Here is a 19,620-nt window from a genome sequence, read left to right as displayed (position 1 = left end):
AAACCCCAATTGCGAAAGCAGTTGGGGTTTTGTTTTGTCCGCAGGAAAGTTTTTGTTTTGTGCCAGTGAACAAATTTGCACAGTTATTTTCGAAGCAGAACACTAGAATAGCCCCAACTTTTTCGGAGCCAGAGCCTTTATGTCAGATCCGGTTGACGCCTCAGGGCTGTCAGATTTACCGCTGGAAGACCTGGTGGCCTGTCACGAGTGCGACCTGCTGATGCGCAAGCCGAAACTTGCCCACGGCGAAAAAGCCCTGTGCCCGCGCTGCGGTTACGAGTTGTACGCCCACCGCGATAATGTGGTGCAGCGCAGCCTTGCCTTGGTCATCGCGGCACTCTTGCTCTACGTGCCAGCGAACTTTTTACCCATCATGCAGCTCAATCTACTCGGGCAGTCGTCGCACGACACTGTCTGGAGCGGCGTTGTAGGGTTGTTCAACACCGGCATGCAAGGTGTTTCGATCGTCGTATTCCTGTGCAGCATGGCCATTCCGTTAATCAAGTTGCTGTGTCAATTAGCGGTACTGCTGACGATCCGCTTGAACCTTGGGCGCAGCTACGGCCTGCTGCTCTACCGCATTTACCACCACCTCAAAGACTGGGGAATGCTCGAGGTCTACCTCATGGGCGTACTGGTGGCGATCGTTAAACTGGCGGACATGGCAGCCATCACCGTCGGCCTCGGGCTGGCGTGTTTCATCGGCTTGTTGTTGATTCAGGTCTGGCTGGAAGTGGTGATGTCGCCGCATCAGATCTGGCAGGCGTTATCTGGAGAGGATGCTCATGCGGGCGATTGATGCGGGCATTCTGACTTGTACCGAATGCCACGAGTTGAACAGGCAAGAAGCGGACACCGACGAGCAGACCTGCACGCGCTGCGGGGCTCTTGTTCACCCGCGCCGTCCGAACAGCTTGACCAGAACCTGGGCACTGCTGATCACCGCAGCGATTATCTATATTCCGGCCAACGTGCTGCCGATCATGACTGTCAGTTCTTTGGGGCAGGGTGATCCGAGCACCATCATGTCCGGGGTGATCCAGTTGGTGCAGCACGGCATGATCCCAATTGCTGCGGTCGTTTTCATTGCCAGTATTCTGGTGCCGACTTTCAAACTGGTGGGAATCGCGCTGTTGCTGTTTTCGGTACAGCGACGTCAGCCGTTGTCCGCGCGTCAGCGCATCTGGATGTACCGTTTCATCGAATTCATTGGCCGCTGGTCGATGCTTGATATTTTTGTGATCGCCATCCTGGTGGCGGTCGTCAACTTCGGCCGGCTTGCCAGTGTCGAAGCCAATCTTGGCGCCATCGCCTTCGCCACTGTGGTGATTCTGACGATGCTTGCCGCAGTAACTTTCGATCCCCGACTGATTTGGGATAACACGGAGTCGGATGACGACCATGACTGATTTGCCTGTAGCGAAAACCCGACCGGCCTCGAACTGGTCTGCCATTTGGGTACTGCCTTTGATCGCGCTGATCATCGGTGGCTGGCTCGGCTGGCGTGCTTACTCCGAAACCGGTATCGAGATCCAGATTCGTTTCGAGAGCGGCGAAGGCATCCAGGCCAACAAGACCGAGGTCATGTACAAAGGTATGTCGGTCGGCAAGGTCAAGACGCTCAAGCTCGACGATGAAGGCAACTCCAAAGGAGTGATCGCCACGGTCGAGATGAATAAAGACGTCGAGCCATACCTCAAGACCAGCACCCGCTTTTGGCTGATCAAGCCCAGTGTGACGCTGGCCGGTATTACAGGACTGGAAACACTGGTCTCCGGTAACTACGTCGCCATCAGTCCCGGCGAAGGCGAGCCTTTGCGCAAGTTCAAGGCGCTGGCTGAAGAGCCGCCGCTGTCTGATGCCAAGCCTGGTCTGCACCTGACCATCAAAGCTGATCGTCTCGGCTCGCTGAGCCGCGGCAGCCCGGTGTTCTACAAGCAGATCAAGGTCGGTCAGGTCAAAAGCTATCTGCTTTCGGAAGACCAGAGTACTGTCGAGCTCAAAGTTTTTATCGAGCCGACCTACGCCAAACTGGTGCGTAAACACACACGTTTCTGGAACGCCAGCGGCATCAGCATCGACGCCAACCTGTCTGGGGTAAAAGTGCGCAGCGAATCGCTGGCGAGTATCGTCGCCGGCGGTATCGCCTTCGCCACGCCAGAGAATCGCAAGGACAGTCCTGCGACTGATCCAAGCCTGCCGTTCCGCCTCTATGAAGATTTCGACGCCGCCGCTGCCGGAATCCGCGTGAAGGTCAAACTCAGTGACTTCGAAGGTCTGCAGGCCGGTCGTACGCCGGTGATGTACAAAGGCATTCAGGTCGGCAATCTGAAAGCGCTGAAGGTCGATCCGGATCTCAACAGCGCCACTGCCGAACTCACCCTTGATCCATTGGCCGAAGACTATCTGGTCGATGGCACGCAATTCTGGGTGGTCAAACCGTCGATCTCTCTTGCCGGTATCACTGGGCTGGAAGCCCTGGTCAAAGGTAACTACATCGCCGTGCGACCGGGTGACAAAGGGGCTGCCCCGAAACGTGAATTCGAGGCCAGGCCAAAGGCGCCGCCTCTGGATCTGCGTTCGCCGGGCCTGCACCTGGTGTTGTTCACCGATGCCCTGGGTTCGATTGAAGTCGGCAGTCCGATTCTTTACAAACAGGTCAAGGTCGGTTCGGTACAGAGCTACCAGTTTTCCAGGACCAGAAAGCAAGTGGTTATCGGTGTTCACATCGAGAAGGAATACGAGAACCTGGTTAACGCCTCGACCCGTTTCTGGAATGTCAGCGGTATTACGCTGACCGGTGGCCTGACGGGCGGCATTCAAGTGAAGAGTGAATCACTGCAGACGCTGATGGCCGGCGGTATTGCTTTCGAAACGCCACAGGCCAAGGCGCCATTGCAGAAACGTATTCCGCGTTTCCGCCTGTTTGCCAGCCATGACGACGCCAATCAAAAGGGCGATGTCGTGACGATCAAGGTTGATCGCGCCGATGGTTTGCGCAGCGGTACGCCAGTTCGATTCAAGGGGCTGGATGTCGGCAAGATCGAAAGTGTCGATCTGACCGACGATCTGCAATCGGTCATCCTCACCGCACGCATCACTGAAGTACCAGAGAAAATTGCCCGGGTCGGCAGTCAGTTCTGGGTGGTCAAACCGGAGTTGGGGTTGATCAAGACATCCAATCTGGAAACTCTCGTCACCGGGCAATATATCGAAGTGCAACCAGCGGCGAAGAACCTCGGCCCACAGAAGAACTTCGTCGCACTGGCCAATGCGCCGGAAGTCGCCAAGCAAGAGGCGGGTTTGAGTCTGGTATTGAGCGCCGCTCGTCGTGGTTCGCTGAAACCGGGTGTGCCAGTGACCTACCGTGAAATTACCGTGGGCAAAGTCACCGGTTATGAACTGGGCCAGACCGCTGATCGCGTGTTGGTGCACATTCTGATCGAGCCGAAATATGCGCCGTTGGTGCGCAGTGGCAGCCGCTTCTGGAACACCAGTGGCGTGGGTTTCGATATCGGCTTGTTCAACGGCTTGACGGTACGCACGGAATCGCTTGAAACGGCGATTCAGGGTGGTATCGCGTTTGCCACGCCGGATGGCGAGCGCATGGGCAATCCCGCTCGGGCAGAGCAGACGTTCCCGCTGTTCGACAAGTTCGAGGATGAGTGGCTGACGTGGGCGCCGAAAATCCAGCTCGGTAAGTAATCCGGGAATTATGAGGTGTCTGGGAGGACGCCTTCGCTGGCAAGCCAGCTCCCACAGGGGTCGGCGGTGCTCATACAATCCGTGTTCGACGCCAAACCTGTGGGAGCTGCGGTGCGACGATTCGACTTGCCAGCGATGCGGCCTTAAAACCCACAACAAAACCCCAGGCCATAAAAAAGGGCCGCGATCCAATCAGATCGCGGCCCTTTTTATTGCCTTCAGTTAACGCCGATCAAACCGCATCCAGCTCCGGCTCATCCGCTTCAACATTTACCGTGGCTTTGACCACATCATGGCGACGGATGTACTTCCAGTCCGCCTCGTCGATGTAGATCCCTGCCGGGCCGCTGCCGCCTTCCAGGTCGATGGCGACACTGGCGCAGACCTGCGGCTTCACGCTCGCCAGAATCGGTACGAAGCCCAGTTGCAGGCTGGTTTCCAGCAAGGCTGCCTGGTTCTTTTCGTCGATGTCCGCTGCCTCATCGAGGTAGTACGGCAGGCGTACGCGACCGGCCTGATCGCGGTCCATCAAGTGCAGCAACAAGTACATGTTGGTCAGCGCCTTGATGGTCATGGTGGTGCCGTTGGACGCCGCGCCGTCGATGTCGGTGTGGATAACCGGTTGGCCGTTGACCTTGGTGATCTCGAACGCCAGTTCGAACAAGTCCTTGAGGCCGAGCTGGTTGTGGTTTGCCGCCACCAACCGCGCCAGGTATTCCTTGGCCTCTTCGTTCTTGTTGTCCTGCTCGGCGCTCTGGCTAAGGTCGAACACCGACAGGGTTTCGCCTTCTTCGTACTGACCGGCGCTGTGGATGATCTGATCGATGTGCTTGAGCGCTTCCTTGTTCGGCGCGAGGACGATACGGAAGCTCTGCAGGTTGGACACCTGACGCTTGTTGATCTCGCGGTTGAACAGCGCCAGTTGGTGCTCGAGGCTGTCGTAGTCGCTACGAATGTTGCGCAGGGTCCGGGCGATGTCGGTGACTGCCGCACGACGCGCCTTGCCGAGGGTCAGCGCCTCGTCGGTACGGTGCGCGTAAGCGTTGATCAGCAGTGACAGGCGGCGCTCCATGTCGTCCTCGCTGTCGAACTTGGCCACGCCTTTGAGGCGCACCTGCGCGTAAAGCGCTTCGATCTGGCCATCGGCGCGCAGCAGCCCCTGCCAACTGTCCTGATAGTCGTTGAGCAGCGGCAGCAGGTTGTCCATCGAATCGTCGACCGGATCCATGAACGGCGTGCCGAACGGCAGGTCCGCCGGCAGCAACTGACGGCGGCGCAGGGCGTCGTCGAGGGTGCGTTGCTTGGCTTCCATGTCGGCGATCTGCCGGCCAACCAGTTGCAGCTTGGCCGACAGTTGCTGGACGCGTTCGGTGAACGCATCGCTGGAGCGTTTGAGTTCGTCTTGCGCGCCTTCCATCTGCGCCAGTTGCTCAAGCTTGTCGCCTTCTTCGGCGCTCAGGGTCTGGCTGCGGCGGAAGTCTTCCAGCGCCTTTTGCGCATCCAGCACCTGCTGATAAAGCGCTTCGGTCTGGGTCTTGCTCGCGGAGCGGTCGGCGGCTACAGCCTGTTGGGTTTTCAGTTGCTTGAGCTCTTTGTCCAGACGCTCTTTCTGATCACGCAGCGCGGCACGGTCGGCCAAGGCTTGCAGGGCCGGCGGCTCGATGTGCGAGAGGTCGATCGACAGGCCCGGCACCTCGAAGCGCTCGCCTTTGAATCCATCGAGAATCAGCTCAACCGATTTGACCCACTCGCCATTGTCGTCGAGGGTGATGCCGTGTTCGCCCAGCGGCAAGCTGAACAGCGCGCTGTTGAACAGACGCATCAAACGCTCGACGTCAGGCTGCGAGAATTCTTCACGCAGACGGGCGTAGCTGTTGTTGTCGGCGTGATCGAGTTGCTGTTTCACCGACTTCAGGCGTTTTTCCAGATCGCGCAGACGCTCTTCCAGATCTTCGGCGCTGAACTGACGCGATTGCGCCAAGGCTCCGGCCAACTCGTCGTGAGCGTCTTTGGCCGCGAGCAACTGTTGTTCCAGCACTTTGACGTCATCGACCAGCGCGAAACGATTCTTCAACACCGACAATTCGCCGAGCCAGCGCTGGATGCCGGAAATTTCCCGCTCCAGACGCATCAGCTCTTGCGTACCGCCACGCTGATTGTTTTGCAGTGCGTCTTGCTCGCCGCGGTAGTGATCGGCCTGAATCGTCAGCTCTTCCTTGCGCGCACCGGCGTAATCCGACCAGGTGCCGAGCAAGGAGTCGAGCAGCGGTGACAGGCGATGCAGTTTGCCGCGCAGCACGTCACGCTGTTTCACGCCGTTGGCCAAGGCTTCGACCAATGGACCAGCGGCGACCAGCGAGTTGTAGTCCTGTTCCATGCGGCGTACGTCGCGGAACGCTTCTTCGCACGCGGCGATGTAATCGACGCTGCCCGAACGCAAGCTGTGCTCGAACGCATCGAGGAACAGTTGCTTGAGCTTGGCCGCGGTGATTTCGCGCATGTGCAGCAGGTTGATGAACAGTGCGCGGAACGTCTTCAGACTCTGCTCGCTGGTGGAGCGCAGCGGGATCAGGGTCAGGTCCAGCGGGATCGACGTGTGACCGCCCACCAGCAAGCGACGCAGTTCGTCAGGCTTGAGTTCGTAGGCTTTCAGGCCTTCTTTCTCAAGGTTGCTGAACAGCTCTTTCTGGCGCAGGCAAGTGTCGTTTTTCTGGTAATGGGCCAGGTCGAGTTTGCCGGCGTAGGCGAAAAACTGGTGACCGAAACCACCGCCCGGGCCGCGACCGACCACGCCGATAACGTGCGGGCCGTGGGGCAGGTTGACTTCGACAAGGATGTAACTGGTGTCGGTAGCGAAGTAGAAGCGCCGCGATTGTTCCAGACTGTACTTGCCGAAGCTCATGTCCGACATGCGCGCCAGAATCGGGAACTGCAAGGCGTTGATCGACGCCGATTTACCGAGGTTGTTCGCGCCATAAACCGACAGCGGTTCTTCCAGCGGGAACAGGCCGAGGCTGTAACCGGCGGTGTTCAAAAGGGCAAAGCGGCGGATGCCGTAGCGTTCCTGGCTCATGCGTCGGTCTCCTGTTCTTCAGCAATGGCGCGGGCCAGTGCGTCTTCTTCGCTCTCTTCTTCAAATTCCGAGAGATCGAGCGGATCGTCGGTTTCGAGGAATTTGGCTTCGGCGGCTTCGTCGATCAACACTGGCGCTGGCAGCGGCAGAACGCTGTGCACACTGGCGGCCAGATCGCGGTCTTGCTGAACCGACAGGCACACATCGAGGAATCGGTGCATCGGCGGCAGGAAACGGTACACGCCGTTTTCCTCACCAGCGAAACCGAGCTGGGTCATGCGGCGCATGATCTTTTCTTCCAGCTCTTCAACGGTCTGTACTTCGGCCTGAATAAACAGATCGCGGTACTTCTCCAGCAACGACGGCAGCTCTTCGCGGCCGAGGCTGCCACCATCAAGCACAGCGATCGGGTCGCGGCCCTGATCGGCCAGATGCTCGACGAGGATGAAGGTAAACAGGGCCAGACGCTGGGCAGTCTTGTTCACCGCCGCAGCCGCCAGATCCGGCACGAAGTAGTAGAAACCACGGGTGTCGCAGACCAGTTCAAAGCCCAGGGCCTTGAACAGCGTGCGGTACTGATCCTGGAAGTTCGACAGTTGCGCGTACAGCTCCGGATCACGGCGGCTGACGTGGTAGCCCTTGAACAGTTCGCGGAAGATCGGCGCGAGTTGGGACAGTTCGGAGAGATCAAGATGCATTTGGGATGCTCGCAGAATCCTCGGCGGCGGGGTCGCGGGCCGAGAGCAGGGCGAAGGAGCGCAGGCTGACCTGGTGCTCGTGAGTGTGGTATTCGCGGCGTTCCAGACGCTCGCGCTTGAAGCGTTTTTCCCGCGACAGGCGCGAGAACCAGTAAAGCAATTCGTCGGTAGCGCCGTCCGGTTCCTGCTCCAGCAGCCAGACCATCAGGTCAGGCATCGGCAGGGCATCTTTGCAGCGCTCGAGCATTTCGCGCACGGTGCGCGGCGCACGTGGAGCTTCGCCACCTTTCTGGGTTTTGTGGGCCTTGGGGAAACGCGCCGGCTTCGGCTCGAAACGCGCCAATGCATACACGTAGGCTTCGACCTGACTGGCGCTGCCGAGGAAGGTGCTTTGTGGCCGGGTGAACAGCGGCATCGCGGCTTGCGGCACGGCATCGATCCCTTTGCGGCGGATCGCGGCCAGCGCCAATGCGGCGCCACGGGTCACGGCGTTATGGCGGCGTGCTTCTTCACGCAGCGGCAGCAGCAGTTCACGGGCATGACGCAGGGTCAGTTGGGCGCTGGTCTGCATTTCGAGGATGCGCGCGTGGGTGCGCAGCAGCATGTCGTCATCGACCAGATGGCCGAGGCGTTGCTGTTCGCTGAGCATCTTCAGCAGCACGGTTTCGACCTTGCGCACGCCTTGCTCGAAGGCGCCGTCGGCGTTGACCAGATCGATCATTGGCTCGACGTATTCGTCCCAGGTCGCCAGCACTTCGGCGTAACGCTGACGCAGCGGAATCTGCCGGTCGCTGGTCTTCGCGCGTTCAGCCACGGCCACCAGCGCCTGCTCGTCGTTGTCGAGCTTCTTCAACACGTCGCGTACGCGCATGTCGAGCAAGCGCAGTTGACGGGCCAGGTCGTGGCCATCGCGGATATCGAACGCGTCCTGAATGTAACCGGCCAGGCGCTCGAGATGCCGCAGATAGGCCTCGATTTCCAGGCACAGGCCCAAACGGTGCTCACGGCGCAGGTAGGCGAGGAAGTCGTGAATCTGCGCATTGAGCTCGAAACGGTTCGGGCTTTTCGCCACGGGCACCAGAATGTCGAGGCGAATCCACACGTCGAGCAGGCTGGTGATGTCCTGCGGCGTGCTGTCCAGTTGTTGGGCGGCCAGTTGCGTGCGCAGTTCGTTGAGGCTCAGTGTGCCTTGGTCGAAGTGCTCGCACAGTGGCTCCAGAAGTGCCCAGTGTTCAGCGAGGGCGCGCAAGACGCGCTTGGGTTCGATCATCGGAATGGCCGGCTGGTTGGCGATTAAAAGCCGCGATTGTACTGCATCACGAAGGATGCGATTCACTCTCGGGACGGGCTGTCGCTTTTTCTAAGGTAGAGCGTGGCTCAAGACTATCGATCAACAGCAAGCGATCTTGAGCGAAGGGCGGTAGAATCGGCGCACTTCAGTTATCCACAAGTGGCCGACCTTTGCTTATCGAGTCCCGCCGCCGCGCCTATTTGAACGCCATGCAGGTGGTCAATTGGCTGCCGCGCACCGAATTGCCCTTCGCCGCCCCTTCGCGGCCCGAGCTGCTGGACATGCCCGAGCCCGAAATCGAGGCGCCGATTGTGGCTGCGCCACAGGCCGAAACCCCGGTGCAGCCTGCCGTACGCCCAGCCGAGCGACAGAAGATCGAAGTGCCGCGGCCTTCGTCGCCGAGTACTCGGGCCAGCACAAAACCGGTCGAGGAGACCGACGACACGCCAGTGGTCGCCAAACCTGCGCCAGTGCCCCCTCCGCGTTTCGCCCTGCAATTGCTGCGCGCCGGGCGTTGCCTGCTGCTGGTGGAGTTACCCACAGGTGAATCCTTCCAGAGCCGCGATCCGGCGTATCTCTTGCTCAAGGACATGTTGCGTGCTGCCGGTCTGCCGGATGCGCCGCAGATCGTTGGCGAGCCGGTGCGCTGGCCGTGGTTGAATCGCGGCACGATGGATCAGGGCCCGGAAGCGGCGCGCGACTTCGTGCAAGGTTTTCTCTCGGTACAAATGGAAGCGGCGCCCTGCGCCTGCCTGTGGCTGATCGGCCTGCCTGCGGTGCGTTTTGCCGGTGAGGCGGACGCCGAAGCGTTCAATCGTGAATTGCAGATCGAAGGTCTGGGCGCTGCCTGGGCCGTTCCCGGTCTGGAATTGTTAATGGAAGAGCCACAGCGCAAAGCCGCTGTGTGGCAAGCCATGCGTCGGCTGATGGCGCGCTGGAAAGAATCGAATGAGTGACGCTGTAACGTTCCGCCCGATGACCGAGGCGGACCTGGACGCTGTGCTGAAGATTGAATTCGCCGCGTACAGTCACCCGTGGACCCGTGGGATTTTTCTCGACGGCCTGGGCAAATACCAGATCTGGTTGATGTTTGAAGGTCAGCAGCAGGTCGGTCACGGCGTGGTGCAAATCATTCTGGATGAGGCGCACCTGCTCAACATCACGGTCAAACCGGAGAATCAGGGGCGTGGGCTAGGGCTGACGTTGCTGGAGCATCTGATGTCGCGGGCGTATGCCGCCCAGGCGCGCGAGTGTTTTCTGGAGGTGCGTGACAGCAACCAGTCGGCATTCCGTTTGTATGAGCGTTATGGCTTCAATGAGATTGGCCGGCGTCGGGATTATTATCCGGCGGTGGGTGGGCGTGAAGATGCGGTGGTCATGGCCTGCACCTTGGTTGACTGATCCCACTGATGTATAGCTGAGCCTCTGTAGGAGAGGCCGAAGGCTGCGATCTGTTGATCTTGCTTTGGATGTTGAACAACAAGATCAAAAGATCGCAGCCTTCGGCAGCTCCTACAGGGATTGCGTTAATGCAGGTAATCAGCAGGGATGGCGTTACTGCTGATAATCAGCGATTGCCATCCAGCGGTTTGCGCCGTGCCAGCTCTGCTTCATCCAGGCCATTGCCGCCGCCGATGTCGTCTTCATCGACCACGCTCAAATCCCAGTCCGCCGGATTGTCTTCACCGGATTCGCTGGCATCTCTGGCGCCATCCTCACGAATCAGCGTTTCCGGGCTCATGTCATCGTCGGTCGGCTCATGGTCGGCAGTCGACGCGCCAGTGAGACCCGCTTCACGCACGCGCTCCTCTGGCATCAGTTGCTCGCGCTCCTGTTCCGGCAGTTCGTCGCCGATCTTCGCGCTGGGCTGTTCGTCGTCGAAGTCCAGCTCGTGCATCGAACCCATGCGATCTTCGTTATCATCGATGGGTTCCGGTTGCACCGCATCGTAAGGGCGTCGTGAATCAGTCATGGCAAATCCTCATAGTGTGGGCCTTACTAAGGTGGACTCACCGGGCACACGAGAATTCCAACAAAAACACTTGCGATCCTTTCGTGACCCCGACCGACGGTCGTCTGTCAAAGCAGCGCATCTTTCTTGAGGCCTTACAGCATGCATGACTTACAAGACCTGATTGATAACAACGAGCGTTGGGCTGACGCGATCACCAAGGAAGACCCGGATTTCTTCGCCAAGCTGGCGCGTCAGCAAACCCCTGAATATCTGTGGATCGGCTGTTCCGATGCACGGGTGCCGGCCAACGAAATCGTCGGCATGTTGCCGGGCGATTTGTTCGTACACCGCAATGTCGCCAACGTGGTGCTGCACACCGACCTCAATTGCCTGTCGGTGATCCAGTACGCGGTCGATGTGCTCAAGGTCAAACACATTCTGGTCACTGGCCACTACGGCTGTGGCGGAGTGCGGGCGTCGATGCAGGATCGTCAGCTCGGTCTGATCGACGGCTGGCTGCGCTCGATCCGTGACCTCTATTACGACAAGCGTGACGAACTGGCCAAGCTGCCGACCGAAGAAGAGCGGGTCGATCGCATGTGCGAGCTCAACGTGATCCAGCAAGTGGCCAACGTCGGCCACACCAGCATTGTGCAAAACGCCTGGCATCGCGGGCAGAGCCTGTCGATCCACGGTTGCATCTACGGCATCAAGGATGGCCGCTGGAAAAGCCTGAACGCGACCATCAGCGGTTTCGAGCAACTGCCGCCGCAATATCGCTTGCGTCCTGTCGGGGCGCCGTAGCCCCGAAGGTTGCCCGCGCGGATCAGCGTGAGCCTTGCCGTCGCCAGCGCTGTAAAAAGTGCTGGCCCTCGATGCTCGGTGGTTCGTTGTAACCGGTGATCCACCCGCGGCACCGTGCAGAACCGCAACCGCAGGCAAACTGATGCAGCAGTTTGTCCTCGGTGGCGGCGTAATCCATGGTCAGCCGCTCACCCCTGTGGATATCTTTCAACGCCCACAGCCACAATTCGCTCATGTCGAGAAACACGTTCGGGTCGCAGGCGTGTTCGAGCGCTCCGCAAAAGCGCGGATCGTAGACGTGGATACCGTTCAATAGCTGCCGGGTCTGTCGACAGCGATAGGGCAACAACTGTCCAGACACCCGGCACATTCGGCTGGTGCGCTGAAACTCCCGACGCGCTGCGACGCCTGTCGGGGTGCCATGCTCATCGTGGAAGACTTCGAAGTCGGCGCTGGACGGAAACCCGAGGCGCACCGGCAGGCCGGCGAAGGGGTAGATGCCTTCGGTATCGCGTGGAACCGATCCAGCAATCGCATGGGTACTCATAACAGTCCTTGTCGCAAGGAGGGCACGACTTCCTTCAACTGACGTCCTGTCAGCACGGCGGAACCATTCTTTGGATCCAATCTAGTCGTAATAGGTATAGACGGTCTACTGTCAGATCTGACAGGCGAAATAGACGCTTTCCCGTGTCAGTCATGGCTGACACGGGAAATCTTCGGCACGGTTACAGGTGTGGGGCAGGGACGGCAGTGGCTGGCAAAGGCGCTTTGAGCTGTTGCAGTTGAGCTTTGACGGGTGGGGTGGCGCACTGGGTGGCGGCTTGCTCCGGGGTCAGATCGCGAATCGAGGTGTAGAACAACTCGCAGGTTTTGACCTTTTGGGTGACTTGCCAGGTCTGCGTGCACTGACTGAGAGTGCTCTGCGCATCGCTGCCCGGTTTACTGCCCATATCGGCCTGCCAGCAGGCGGCGCTCAAGTCCTGCCCCATTACCCTCAGGCCTGCCGCGTCAGCCTTGGCTTGCGCATCGTCGCCGGTGTAGCTTTTGGCGTCGGCGGCGTACCAGATATAACTCGGATGGTTGGACCCTAACACCGGCACGTTCACGCCTGCGCTCGGGCTGATGGTCGCCAGGCCGAGGACGTTCACGGTCGGCCCGTATTGCTGCTTGATCCAGTTGCGAACCGGTGCACCGAAAGCCACCATCGGCAGTGTCGTGCCGCTGACGGTCTGGCTGAACTGCTTGACCAGCGTGGTCTGGTAATCCTTGAAGTAGTCATAGACACCCTCCAGATCACTGCCGGCGTTGGACGGCGCGGCGATCGGGGCGATGTCGATAATCGTCTGATAGGCCGGGGTCTGATCGGCGGGGATGCCATTGACCGTCAGCAGCGTTGCCCAGCGGTCGGTGGTATTGGAGCGAAGATAATCCTGAGCCTGGGTCAGCGAGTAATCCGGCGGAAAGTGCAGCAATTCGACGCTTTTGCGATTTTCCAGGGCCATGCCCAACGGCAGGAACAGATACCAGCTATACGCCCATTTGCCATCGGCGTTGAGCTTGCTGGCGCCGGTGTAGGCCAGATCTCCCGCGTCCAGCAGCGCCGACAGCGGCTTGTCGTAGCCCTGCGGCACGCCGCTGATTTCGGCATGGATCTGGTCGTTATCGGTTTTCACCAGAACCTTCGCATTGGCATAGCCGTCGCGTTGCACGCTCTGGGTCAGGTAGTGCGCGACGGTCTGCTCCAGCGTCCAGTTGCGGAAGCAAATCACGCTGCAGTTGTTGGGGTAGGCGAACAGACGAGTGACGCGCTCGGTGCTGCCCAGCTTCAGGTCGACATCGGCGTGGGCGGCGGCGCTCAGTGTCAGCGCGGCGAGGGTAAGTCCTGCGAGTTTGAACATGCTCAGATCCTTTTCAGCGTGGTTCCCCCGATTTTGGGGTGCTTCATATTGGATCAGCGCTGTTGTTCGGAGAAGTGTTAACTGGCAAATTCTACGGTGAACAAAGGCCAGGATCAGTTGTAGGTGCGGGCATTGGTCAATGCCTCCCATGGCGTTACCGGCTTCAAGTGATCGCTGCCATGTTTCCATGGCGGGCCTTCGCGTAGCACTTTCAGCTAGACTGCTGGCATATCGAATCTTGCGTTGGTGAAGAATGAAGCCTTCCACTGCACTTGAGCTGCAACGATCCGCCATCCGAGAAGTCGTTGGCCGATTCCGTGTGGCCAACCCCCGCGTATTTGGTTCGGCGGTATTGGGGACTGATATTGAAGGAAGTGATCTGGATCTGTTGGTCGACCCGCTGCCCGGCGCCACTTTGTTTGATCTCGGCGGGCTTCAGGTTGAACTGGAAGACTTGCTCGGCGTGACTGTTGATCTGCTCACGCCAGGAGACCTGCCACTGAAGTTTCGACAGCAGGTGCTTGATCAGGCACGTCCCGTATGACTGAGAATCGGCTCGGCGATTATCTTGAGCACATGCGCCTTGCCGCGAGTGATGCGCTGATCTTTGTCGAAGGCCTCAGCAAGTAAGAGTTCGTCGACGACAAGCGTACGCAACAAGCGGTCATCATGAGCTTGATCATCATTGGCGAGGCAGCTACCAAGGTGATGGATCGTTATCCTGAGTTCACCGCTCTGAATTCCCAGGTTCCATGGCGTGCGATGCGCGGAATGCGCAACCGGATTGCGCACGGGTACTTCGATATCAATCTGGACGTGGTGTGGGAAACCGTCATGGTTGCGTTGCCTGAACTCTTGAAAGTCCTCCCCACCATTCAAAACTGATTGCACCTGCCGCGAGGCAGGTGCAATTGCGTCAGGTTACGGCATCACCGGCGGCGTATACGCCAGTGTCGTCCCCAGCGCCCACAGCAACAGCAGCACCAGCGGTGTATGCACCAGCAATTGCACGAACGAGAAACCGATCAGGTCCCGCGCCTTCAAGCCGAGCACGCCCAATAGCGGCAGCATGTAGAACGGATTGATCAGGTTCGGTAGTGCCTCCGCCGCGTTGTAGATCTGCACCGCCCAGCCGAGGTGGTATTGCAGATCGTTGGCGACTTGCATCACATACGGCGCTTCGATGATCCACTTGCCGCCGCCGGACGGGATGAAGAAACCGAGAATTGCCGAGTAAACGCCCATCAGCAGCGCATAGGTATCGTGCGAGGCGATGCTGACGAAGAACGTCGAGATGTGATGGGCCAGGGTTTGCGCATCAGCGCCTTTGACGGTGGTCATCAGCGCGGCGATCGAGCCGTACAGCGGAAACTGGATCAGCACGCCGGTGGTGGTCGGCACCGCGCGGGCGACGGCATCAAGGAAGCTGCGCGGGCGCCAGTGCAGCAGTGCGCCGAGCATGATGAACAGGAAGTTGTAGGTGTTGAGCCCGGAAATCGCGGTGATCGCAGGTTTCGTCGAGAATTCATGGAACAGCCATCCTGCCGCCAGCAGCACCAAAACGATGATCAGCAGCGGGCTGTGTTCCAGCCATTCGCCGGGGCGCGTGCGCGGTTGCAGCGGTGGCAGGTTGAAGGCCGGGTCAATCCCGCAGGCCTCGGCGCTGCGCGCAGAGTTCGGGCCGGGGGCGGTGGCGTAGGCAATGATGATCGAAACCACGATCAGCGCCAGCAACATCACGCCGGACTGCCAGAGGAATATGGTTTCGGTGAACGGGATAACGCCAGTGATCGACAGAATCGACGGCGGCAGGCTGCCGGGGTTGGCCTGCAACTGCGCCGCCGACGATGACAGACCCAGCGCCCACACCGCGCCAAGCCCCAGATACGCGGCGGCGCCAGCAGCACGGTAATCCATTTTCAGATCGGTGCGGCGGGCGAGGGCGCGGACCAGCAAACCGCCGAACACCAGCGACAGGCCCCAGTTCAGCAACGAGGCAACCATCGAGATCAACGCGACCCAGGCCACGGCAGAGCGGCCGTTTTTCGGGATGCGCGCCAAGCGATCAATCAGTTTCACGGCGGGTGGGGAACTGGCGACCACGTAGCCGCCGATTACCACAAAGGCCATTTGCATGGTGAACGGGATCAGGCTCCAGAACCCGTCGCCGAATGCCATGGCGGCGGCAGTGGGTTTGGCGCCCATGGCCAATGTGGCCAGTGCAACGATGATGACGGCTAACGCTGCGAATACCCACGAATCGGGAAACCAGCGTTCGGCAAAGCTTGAACAGCGCAGGGCGAAGCGCGCAGAGCGGCTATCTTCGATATCAACGGCCACGGGAATACCTCGGATTTTTTATGGTTATTTTTGGTCCAGGGGATGAATCGCACAGCCCCTGTAGGAGTGAGCCTGCTCGCGATGGCGTCTTTACATTCAACATGTGTATCGACTGAGACGACGCCATCGCGAGCAGGCTCACTCCTACAAGGTATCGGCTCGACTCGCCGACAGTGGAGTTCGCCCTGCAGGACGGGCATTTACAGTAAATCAACTGCCGTTTCTTTGTGAGCAGGTTTTGCAAAACCGGGACTATGGTCTAACGGGTTGTCCATTGGCGCATTTGCGTAGACCATGTGCGCCTTGGTTTTTTGCCTGCCAGAGTTCTTTGCCATGACTGCCCAAAACACGGCCAAACCGGTGCCGTTCAGCCGCTCCGACTACAAGACCCTGGGCCTTGCGGCCCTCGGCGGGGCGCTGGAAATCTACGATTTCATCATCTTCGTATTCTTCGCCCTGACCCTCAGTCAGTTGTTCTTCCCGCCGGAAATGCCCGAGTGGCTGCGACTGCTGCAAAGCTTCGGGATTTTCGTCACCGGTTATCTGGCGCGGCCGCTGGGCGGGATTCTGATGGCGCATTTCGCCGACCGGATGGGCCGCAAAAAAGTCTTCAGCCTGAGCATCCTGATGATGGCGCTGCCGTGCCTGCTGATCGGGATCATGCCGACTTACGCCCAGATCGGTTATTTCGCACCGCTGCTGTTGTTGGCGCTGCGCATCTTGCAAGGCGCGGCGGTTGGCGGTGAAGTGCCGAGTGCCTGGGTATTCGTCGCCGAGCACGCTCCGACCGGGCATCGCGGTTATGCCTTGGGCTTCTTGCAGGCCGGTTTGACCTTCGGGTATCTGATCGGCGCGCTGACCGCGACGTTCCTGGCACAAGTCTTCACCCCGGCGGAAATTCTTGATTACGCCTGGCGCTATCCTTTCCTGCTGGGCGGCGTGTTCGGCGTGATCGGTGTCTACCTGCGCCGCTGGTTGAGCGAAACCCCGGTGTTCATGGCGATGCAAGCGCAGCGCGAAGCGCGGGTCGAACTGCCGCTGCGTACAGTGCTGCGTGAACATCGACTGGCGATGCTGCCAGCCATGTTGCTGACCTGCGTGCTGACGTCGGCGGTGGTGGTGTTCGTGGTCATCACCCCGACCATGATGCAGAAAACCTTCGGCATGACCGCCAGCCACACTTTTGCGCTCAGCGCCCTGGGCATCGTCTTCCTCAACATCGGTTGCGTGATCGCCGGGTTGCTGGTGGATCGCATCGGTGCCTGGCGCACGGTGATGCTGTATAGCGTGTTGCTGCCGCTTGGCATTGGCGTGCTTTACAGCTGCTTGATCATGGGCGGCAGTTGGCTTGGTCTGGCGTACGCCGTAGCCGGTCTTGCCTGCGGCGTTGTCGGTGCAGTGCCGTCGGTGATGGTCGGGTTGTTCCCGGCGCGTATTCGCGTGTCAGGCATTTCCTTCACCTACAACATTGCCTACGCCGCCTGGGCGAGTATCACGCCGTTGTTGCTGATCGGTCTGATGCCATGGAGCCCGTGGATCTGCGTAATCTTCTGCGCGGTGATGGGCACAGTGGGTGTGCTGAGTGCGGCGTATTTTGGCTCGCGGATGCCGCGTACGGGGCCATGTCAGGTTGCCGGAACTGCCTGACTCGCCGAGCCCGAACTATTTTTGACTGACGAGTCTCAATCGCTCTTCAGAAAAGCTGTCCAAAGCCGATGGTTAGGCTGTATCCCGCTTTCCACCCTGCCCATCGGTGCTCTCCCATGTTCAATAAACGCTTGAAGCAAGAGCTGGCTGCTCTTCGTGAAGAACTCTCCAGCCTTGTGCAAGTGAAGGAAAGCCTGGAAAGCGAGATGATGGTGCTGACCCTCGAGCCGGACGGACGGGTTCAGTCGGTCAACCAGAACTTCCTCAGCGAGATGTTTTACAAGAGCCAGGATCTGATTGGCCGGGCCATCGATGACATCGTCCCGGCCCATGTGAAATCCGACGAATTCCATCAGCGCTTCAAGAACGCCATGACTCGCGGCGAGCATTTCGCCGGTGCCGTGCGACTGCTGCGTGGCAACGGTGACGAGGCCTGGTTGCGCTCGATCGTGCAGCCGGTACGTTCTTCGGATGGGCGGATCAAGCACATCTCGATCTTCTCCAGCGACCTGACCCGCACGATCGAAGCCTCCCGCGAGCATGAAAACCTGATCGGTGCACTGGTGCGTTCCACCGCTGTGATCGAGTTCGATTTGAACGGTAACGTGCTGAACGCCAACGAGCGCTTCCTCAGCGGCATGGGTTACAGCCTGGCGCAGATCAAGGGCAAACATCACCGCATGTTCTGCACGCCCGAAGAGTACAACAGTGCCGAGTATCAGAATTTCTGGCGTCGCTTGAACAACGGCGAGTTTGTGGCTGACCGCTTCAAACGTGTCGACAGCCATGGTCGTACAGTCTGGCTGGAGGCGTCCTACAACCCGGTGGTCGATGCCAACAACAAACTGTACAAAGTGGTGAAGTTCGCCACGGTGATCACCGATCAGGTCAACCGCGAACAAGCCGTTGCGGATGCGGCCAGCATTGCCTACAGCACTTCGCAACAAACCGACAGCACTGCGCAGCGCGGCACTACCGTGGTGACCGAAGCGGTCAACGTGATGCGCGATTTGTCGCGGCACATGCAGGCCGCAGGTGAAGGCATAGAAGCGCTCAACGAGCAGTCGCTGGTGATTGGCACGATCGTCAAAACCATCAGCGGCATCGCTGAACAGACCAACCTGCTGGCGCTCAACGCCGCGATCGAAGCGGCCCGTGCCGGTGAGCAGGGCCGTGGTTTTGCCGTGGTCGCCGACGAAGTGCGGCAACTGGCGTCGCGCACCAGCCAGGCAACCGATGAAATTGTCTTGGTGGTAAGGCAAAACCAGGAAATGGCACGCAACGCCGTGGCACTGATGACCGACGGCAAGCTCCAGGCCGAACAAGGTCTGGCGCTGGCGGCCGAGGCGGGCACGGTGATCGTCGAGATTCAGGACGGCGCGCAGAAAGTCGTGAACGCGGTCGGCCAGTTCGCCAACCAACTGTCTAACTGATGCTCCCCGTAGGAGCTGCGGCACGCTGCGATCTTTTGATCTTTTGATTTCAAGTCTCAGAATCAGGATCAAAAGATCGCAGCGTGCCGCAGCTCCTACAGGGGTTTTCGTCAGCAGTTCTGGCGCTACAATCTGTTCCTTTTACCCGGAGCAGATCCCCATGAGCGATTCCCACCGCCGCCCGGTTGCCCTGAACAAAGCCTACCGTTTGCTCAATCACGGCCCGACCGTACTGGTCAGCGCCGCCCATGACGGACAGCGCAACATCATGGCCGCCGCGTGGGCGATGCCACTGGATTTCGAACCGCCGAAAGTCGCCGTCGTGCTGGATAAATCCACCTGGACGCGGCAATTGCTCGAGGCGTCCGGCACCTTCGTACTCAACGTTCCTTGCGTCAATCAGGCCGATGTCGTGCAAACCGTCGGTTCGACTTCAGGTCTGGAAATCACTCAAAGCCAAGGGCAGGACAAGTTTCAGGCCTATGGCTTGCAGACCTTTAGCGGCGAGAAAGTTGAAGCGCCGCTGCTCGAAGGGTGCGTTGCCTGGCTCGAATGTCGATTGTTGCCCGAGCCGCGCAATCACGAACAGTACGATTTGTTCCTCGCCGAAGTCATCGCCGCCCACGCTGATGAACGTGTGTTCAGCGAAGGGCGCTGGCATTTCGAAGGGCATGATGGTTTGCGCACGCTGCACCATGTGGCGGGTGGGCATTTCCTGACGATTGGTGACGCGGTAGATGGCAAGACGCTGGCGATTTGAATTTCGTTGATGGC

The 19,620-nt window shown here is 59.4% G+C and carries 17 protein-coding genes and 2 pseudogenes; 12 read left to right on the top strand and 7 right to left on the bottom strand.

Translation table 11 applies throughout. The annotated features are described in order from the left end of the window. Positions 1-139 precede the first annotated feature (139 nt). Genes ACA061_RS22510 through ACA061_RS22500 form a run of 3 tightly spaced genes read left to right on the top strand, consistent with a single transcriptional unit; the run spans position 140 to position 3,705 of the window. Entirely contained in the window at positions 140-799 is a 660-nt protein-coding gene (locus ACA061_RS22510) for a paraquat-inducible protein A (RefSeq protein ID WP_497300072.1), read from the top strand. Then, positions 786-1,409, top strand: a complete 624-nt coding sequence (locus ACA061_RS22505) for a paraquat-inducible protein A (protein WP_150616395.1) — start codon at positions 786-788, stop codon at positions 1,407-1,409. Before ACA061_RS22510 ends, ACA061_RS22505 begins: the two co-directional genes overlap by 14 nt. Further along, positions 1,402-3,705 carry a PqiB family protein gene (locus tag ACA061_RS22500; RefSeq protein ID WP_210555672.1) on the top strand — a complete coding sequence of 768 codons (2,304 nt, stop codon included), beginning with the start codon at positions 1,402-1,404 and terminating at the stop codon, positions 3,703-3,705. Before ACA061_RS22505 ends, ACA061_RS22500 begins: the two co-directional genes overlap by 8 nt. Before the next feature lie 232 nt (positions 3,706-3,937). On the opposite strand, the gene mksF is transcribed toward ACA061_RS22500, so the two are convergent. Genes mksF through mksB form a run of 3 tightly spaced genes read right to left on the bottom strand, consistent with a single transcriptional unit; the run spans position 3,938 to position 8,746 of the window. Beyond that, a complete protein-coding gene (mksF, locus tag ACA061_RS22495; RefSeq protein ID WP_150605256.1) occupies positions 3,938-6,778 on the bottom strand; it encodes an Mks condensin complex protein MksF in 2,841 nt (946 codons plus the stop codon). Then, on the bottom strand, positions 6,775-7,476 hold the full coding sequence (mksE, locus tag ACA061_RS22490; protein ID WP_150605257.1) for an Mks condensin complex protein MksE: 702 nt from the start codon (positions 7,474-7,476) through the stop codon (positions 6,775-6,777). The genes mksF and mksE overlap by 4 nt, the downstream gene beginning before the upstream one ends. Next, entirely contained in the window at positions 7,466-8,746 is a 1,281-nt protein-coding gene (gene mksB / locus ACA061_RS22485) for an Mks condensin complex protein MksB (RefSeq protein ID WP_497300071.1), read from the bottom strand. The genes mksE and mksB overlap by 11 nt, the downstream gene beginning before the upstream one ends. A 230-nt stretch (positions 8,747-8,976) precedes the next feature. Here mksB and ACA061_RS22480 point away from each other — a divergent pair, with 230 nt between their 5' ends. Together ACA061_RS22480 and rimI are read left to right on the top strand one after the other, a co-directional pair. Then, entirely contained in the window at positions 8,977-9,723 is a 747-nt protein-coding gene (locus ACA061_RS22480) for an energy transducer TonB (protein WP_210555701.1), read from the top strand. Further along, positions 9,716-10,168, top strand: coding sequence for a ribosomal protein S18-alanine N-acetyltransferase (rimI, locus tag ACA061_RS22475; protein ID WP_042561071.1), 453 nt, complete (start codon positions 9,716-9,718; stop codon positions 10,166-10,168). Before ACA061_RS22480 ends, rimI begins: the two co-directional genes overlap by 8 nt. A gap of 166 nt (positions 10,169-10,334) precedes the next feature. Here rimI and ACA061_RS22470 read toward each other — a convergent pair whose 3' ends face one another. Next, on the bottom strand, positions 10,335-10,739 hold the full coding sequence (locus tag ACA061_RS22470; protein ID WP_150605259.1) for a serine kinase/phosphatase: 405 nt from the start codon (positions 10,737-10,739) through the stop codon (positions 10,335-10,337). Positions 10,740-10,880: 141 nt separating this feature from the next. Here ACA061_RS22470 and can point away from each other — a divergent pair, with 141 nt between their 5' ends. Beyond that, positions 10,881-11,525: a carbonate dehydratase gene (can, locus tag ACA061_RS22465; RefSeq protein WP_042561069.1), complete on the top strand. Its 645-nt coding sequence runs from the start codon at positions 10,881-10,883 to the stop codon at positions 11,523-11,525. 22 nt (positions 11,526-11,547) lie between these two features. Here the strand turns inward: can and ACA061_RS22460 are convergent, their stop codons facing one another. Continuing rightward, positions 11,548-12,072, bottom strand: coding sequence for an SET domain-containing protein-lysine N-methyltransferase (locus ACA061_RS22460; protein ID WP_150616392.1), 525 nt, complete (start codon positions 12,070-12,072; stop codon positions 11,548-11,550). A gap of 181 nt (positions 12,073-12,253) precedes the next feature. Continuing rightward, entirely contained in the window at positions 12,254-13,426 is a 1,173-nt protein-coding gene (locus ACA061_RS22455; RefSeq protein ID WP_150605261.1) for a hypothetical protein, read from the bottom strand. Positions 13,427-13,679: 253 nt separating this feature from the next. Here ACA061_RS22455 and ACA061_RS22450 point away from each other — a divergent pair, with 253 nt between their 5' ends. Together ACA061_RS22450 and ACA061_RS22445 are read left to right on the top strand one after the other, a co-directional pair. Then, the gene (locus ACA061_RS22450; protein WP_150616390.1) at positions 13,680-13,970 is read left to right on the top strand and encodes a nucleotidyltransferase family protein; all 291 of its coding nucleotides are present in this window, start codon (positions 13,680-13,682) and stop codon (positions 13,968-13,970) included. A 98-nt stretch (positions 13,971-14,068) separates the two neighbouring features. Then, positions 14,069-14,311, top strand: a pseudogene (locus ACA061_RS22445) (HepT-like ribonuclease domain-containing protein); the annotation flags it as partial. Between the two features lie 36 nt (positions 14,312-14,347). On the opposite strand, the gene ACA061_RS22440 reads toward ACA061_RS22445, so the two are convergent. Next, the gene (locus ACA061_RS22440) at positions 14,348-15,766 is read right to left on the bottom strand and encodes a short-chain fatty acid transporter (RefSeq protein ID WP_150605262.1); all 1,419 of its coding nucleotides are present in this window, start codon (positions 15,764-15,766) and stop codon (positions 14,348-14,350) included. Positions 15,767-16,099: 333 nt separating this feature from the next. On the opposite strand from ACA061_RS22440, the gene ACA061_RS22435 reads away from it, so the two are divergent. The 4 genes and pseudogenes from ACA061_RS22435 (at position 16,100) to ACA061_RS22420 (ending at position 19,606) form a co-directional block, all read left to right on the top strand. After that, positions 16,100-17,413: an MFS transporter gene (locus ACA061_RS22435; protein ID WP_150616388.1), complete on the top strand. Its 1,314-nt coding sequence runs from the start codon at positions 16,100-16,102 to the stop codon at positions 17,411-17,413. A gap of 68 nt (positions 17,414-17,481) precedes the next feature. After that, positions 17,482-18,306, top strand: a pseudogene (locus ACA061_RS22430) (PAS domain-containing protein); the annotation flags it as partial. Continuing rightward, a complete protein-coding gene (locus tag ACA061_RS22425) occupies positions 18,286-18,846 on the top strand; it encodes a methyl-accepting chemotaxis protein (protein WP_412071369.1) in 561 nt (186 codons plus the stop codon). The pseudogene ACA061_RS22430 and the gene ACA061_RS22425, both read left to right, overlap by 21 nt. 160 nt (positions 18,847-19,006) lie before the next feature. Next, positions 19,007-19,606, top strand: a complete 600-nt coding sequence (locus tag ACA061_RS22420; protein WP_150616386.1) for a flavin reductase family protein — start codon at positions 19,007-19,009, stop codon at positions 19,604-19,606. The last annotated feature ends 14 nt before the right edge of the window (positions 19,607-19,620 follow it).

The sequence above is a fragment of the Pseudomonas sp. LBUM1668 genome, assembly GCF_059695715.1.
This window is presented reverse-complemented; position numbering and strand designations above follow the sequence as displayed.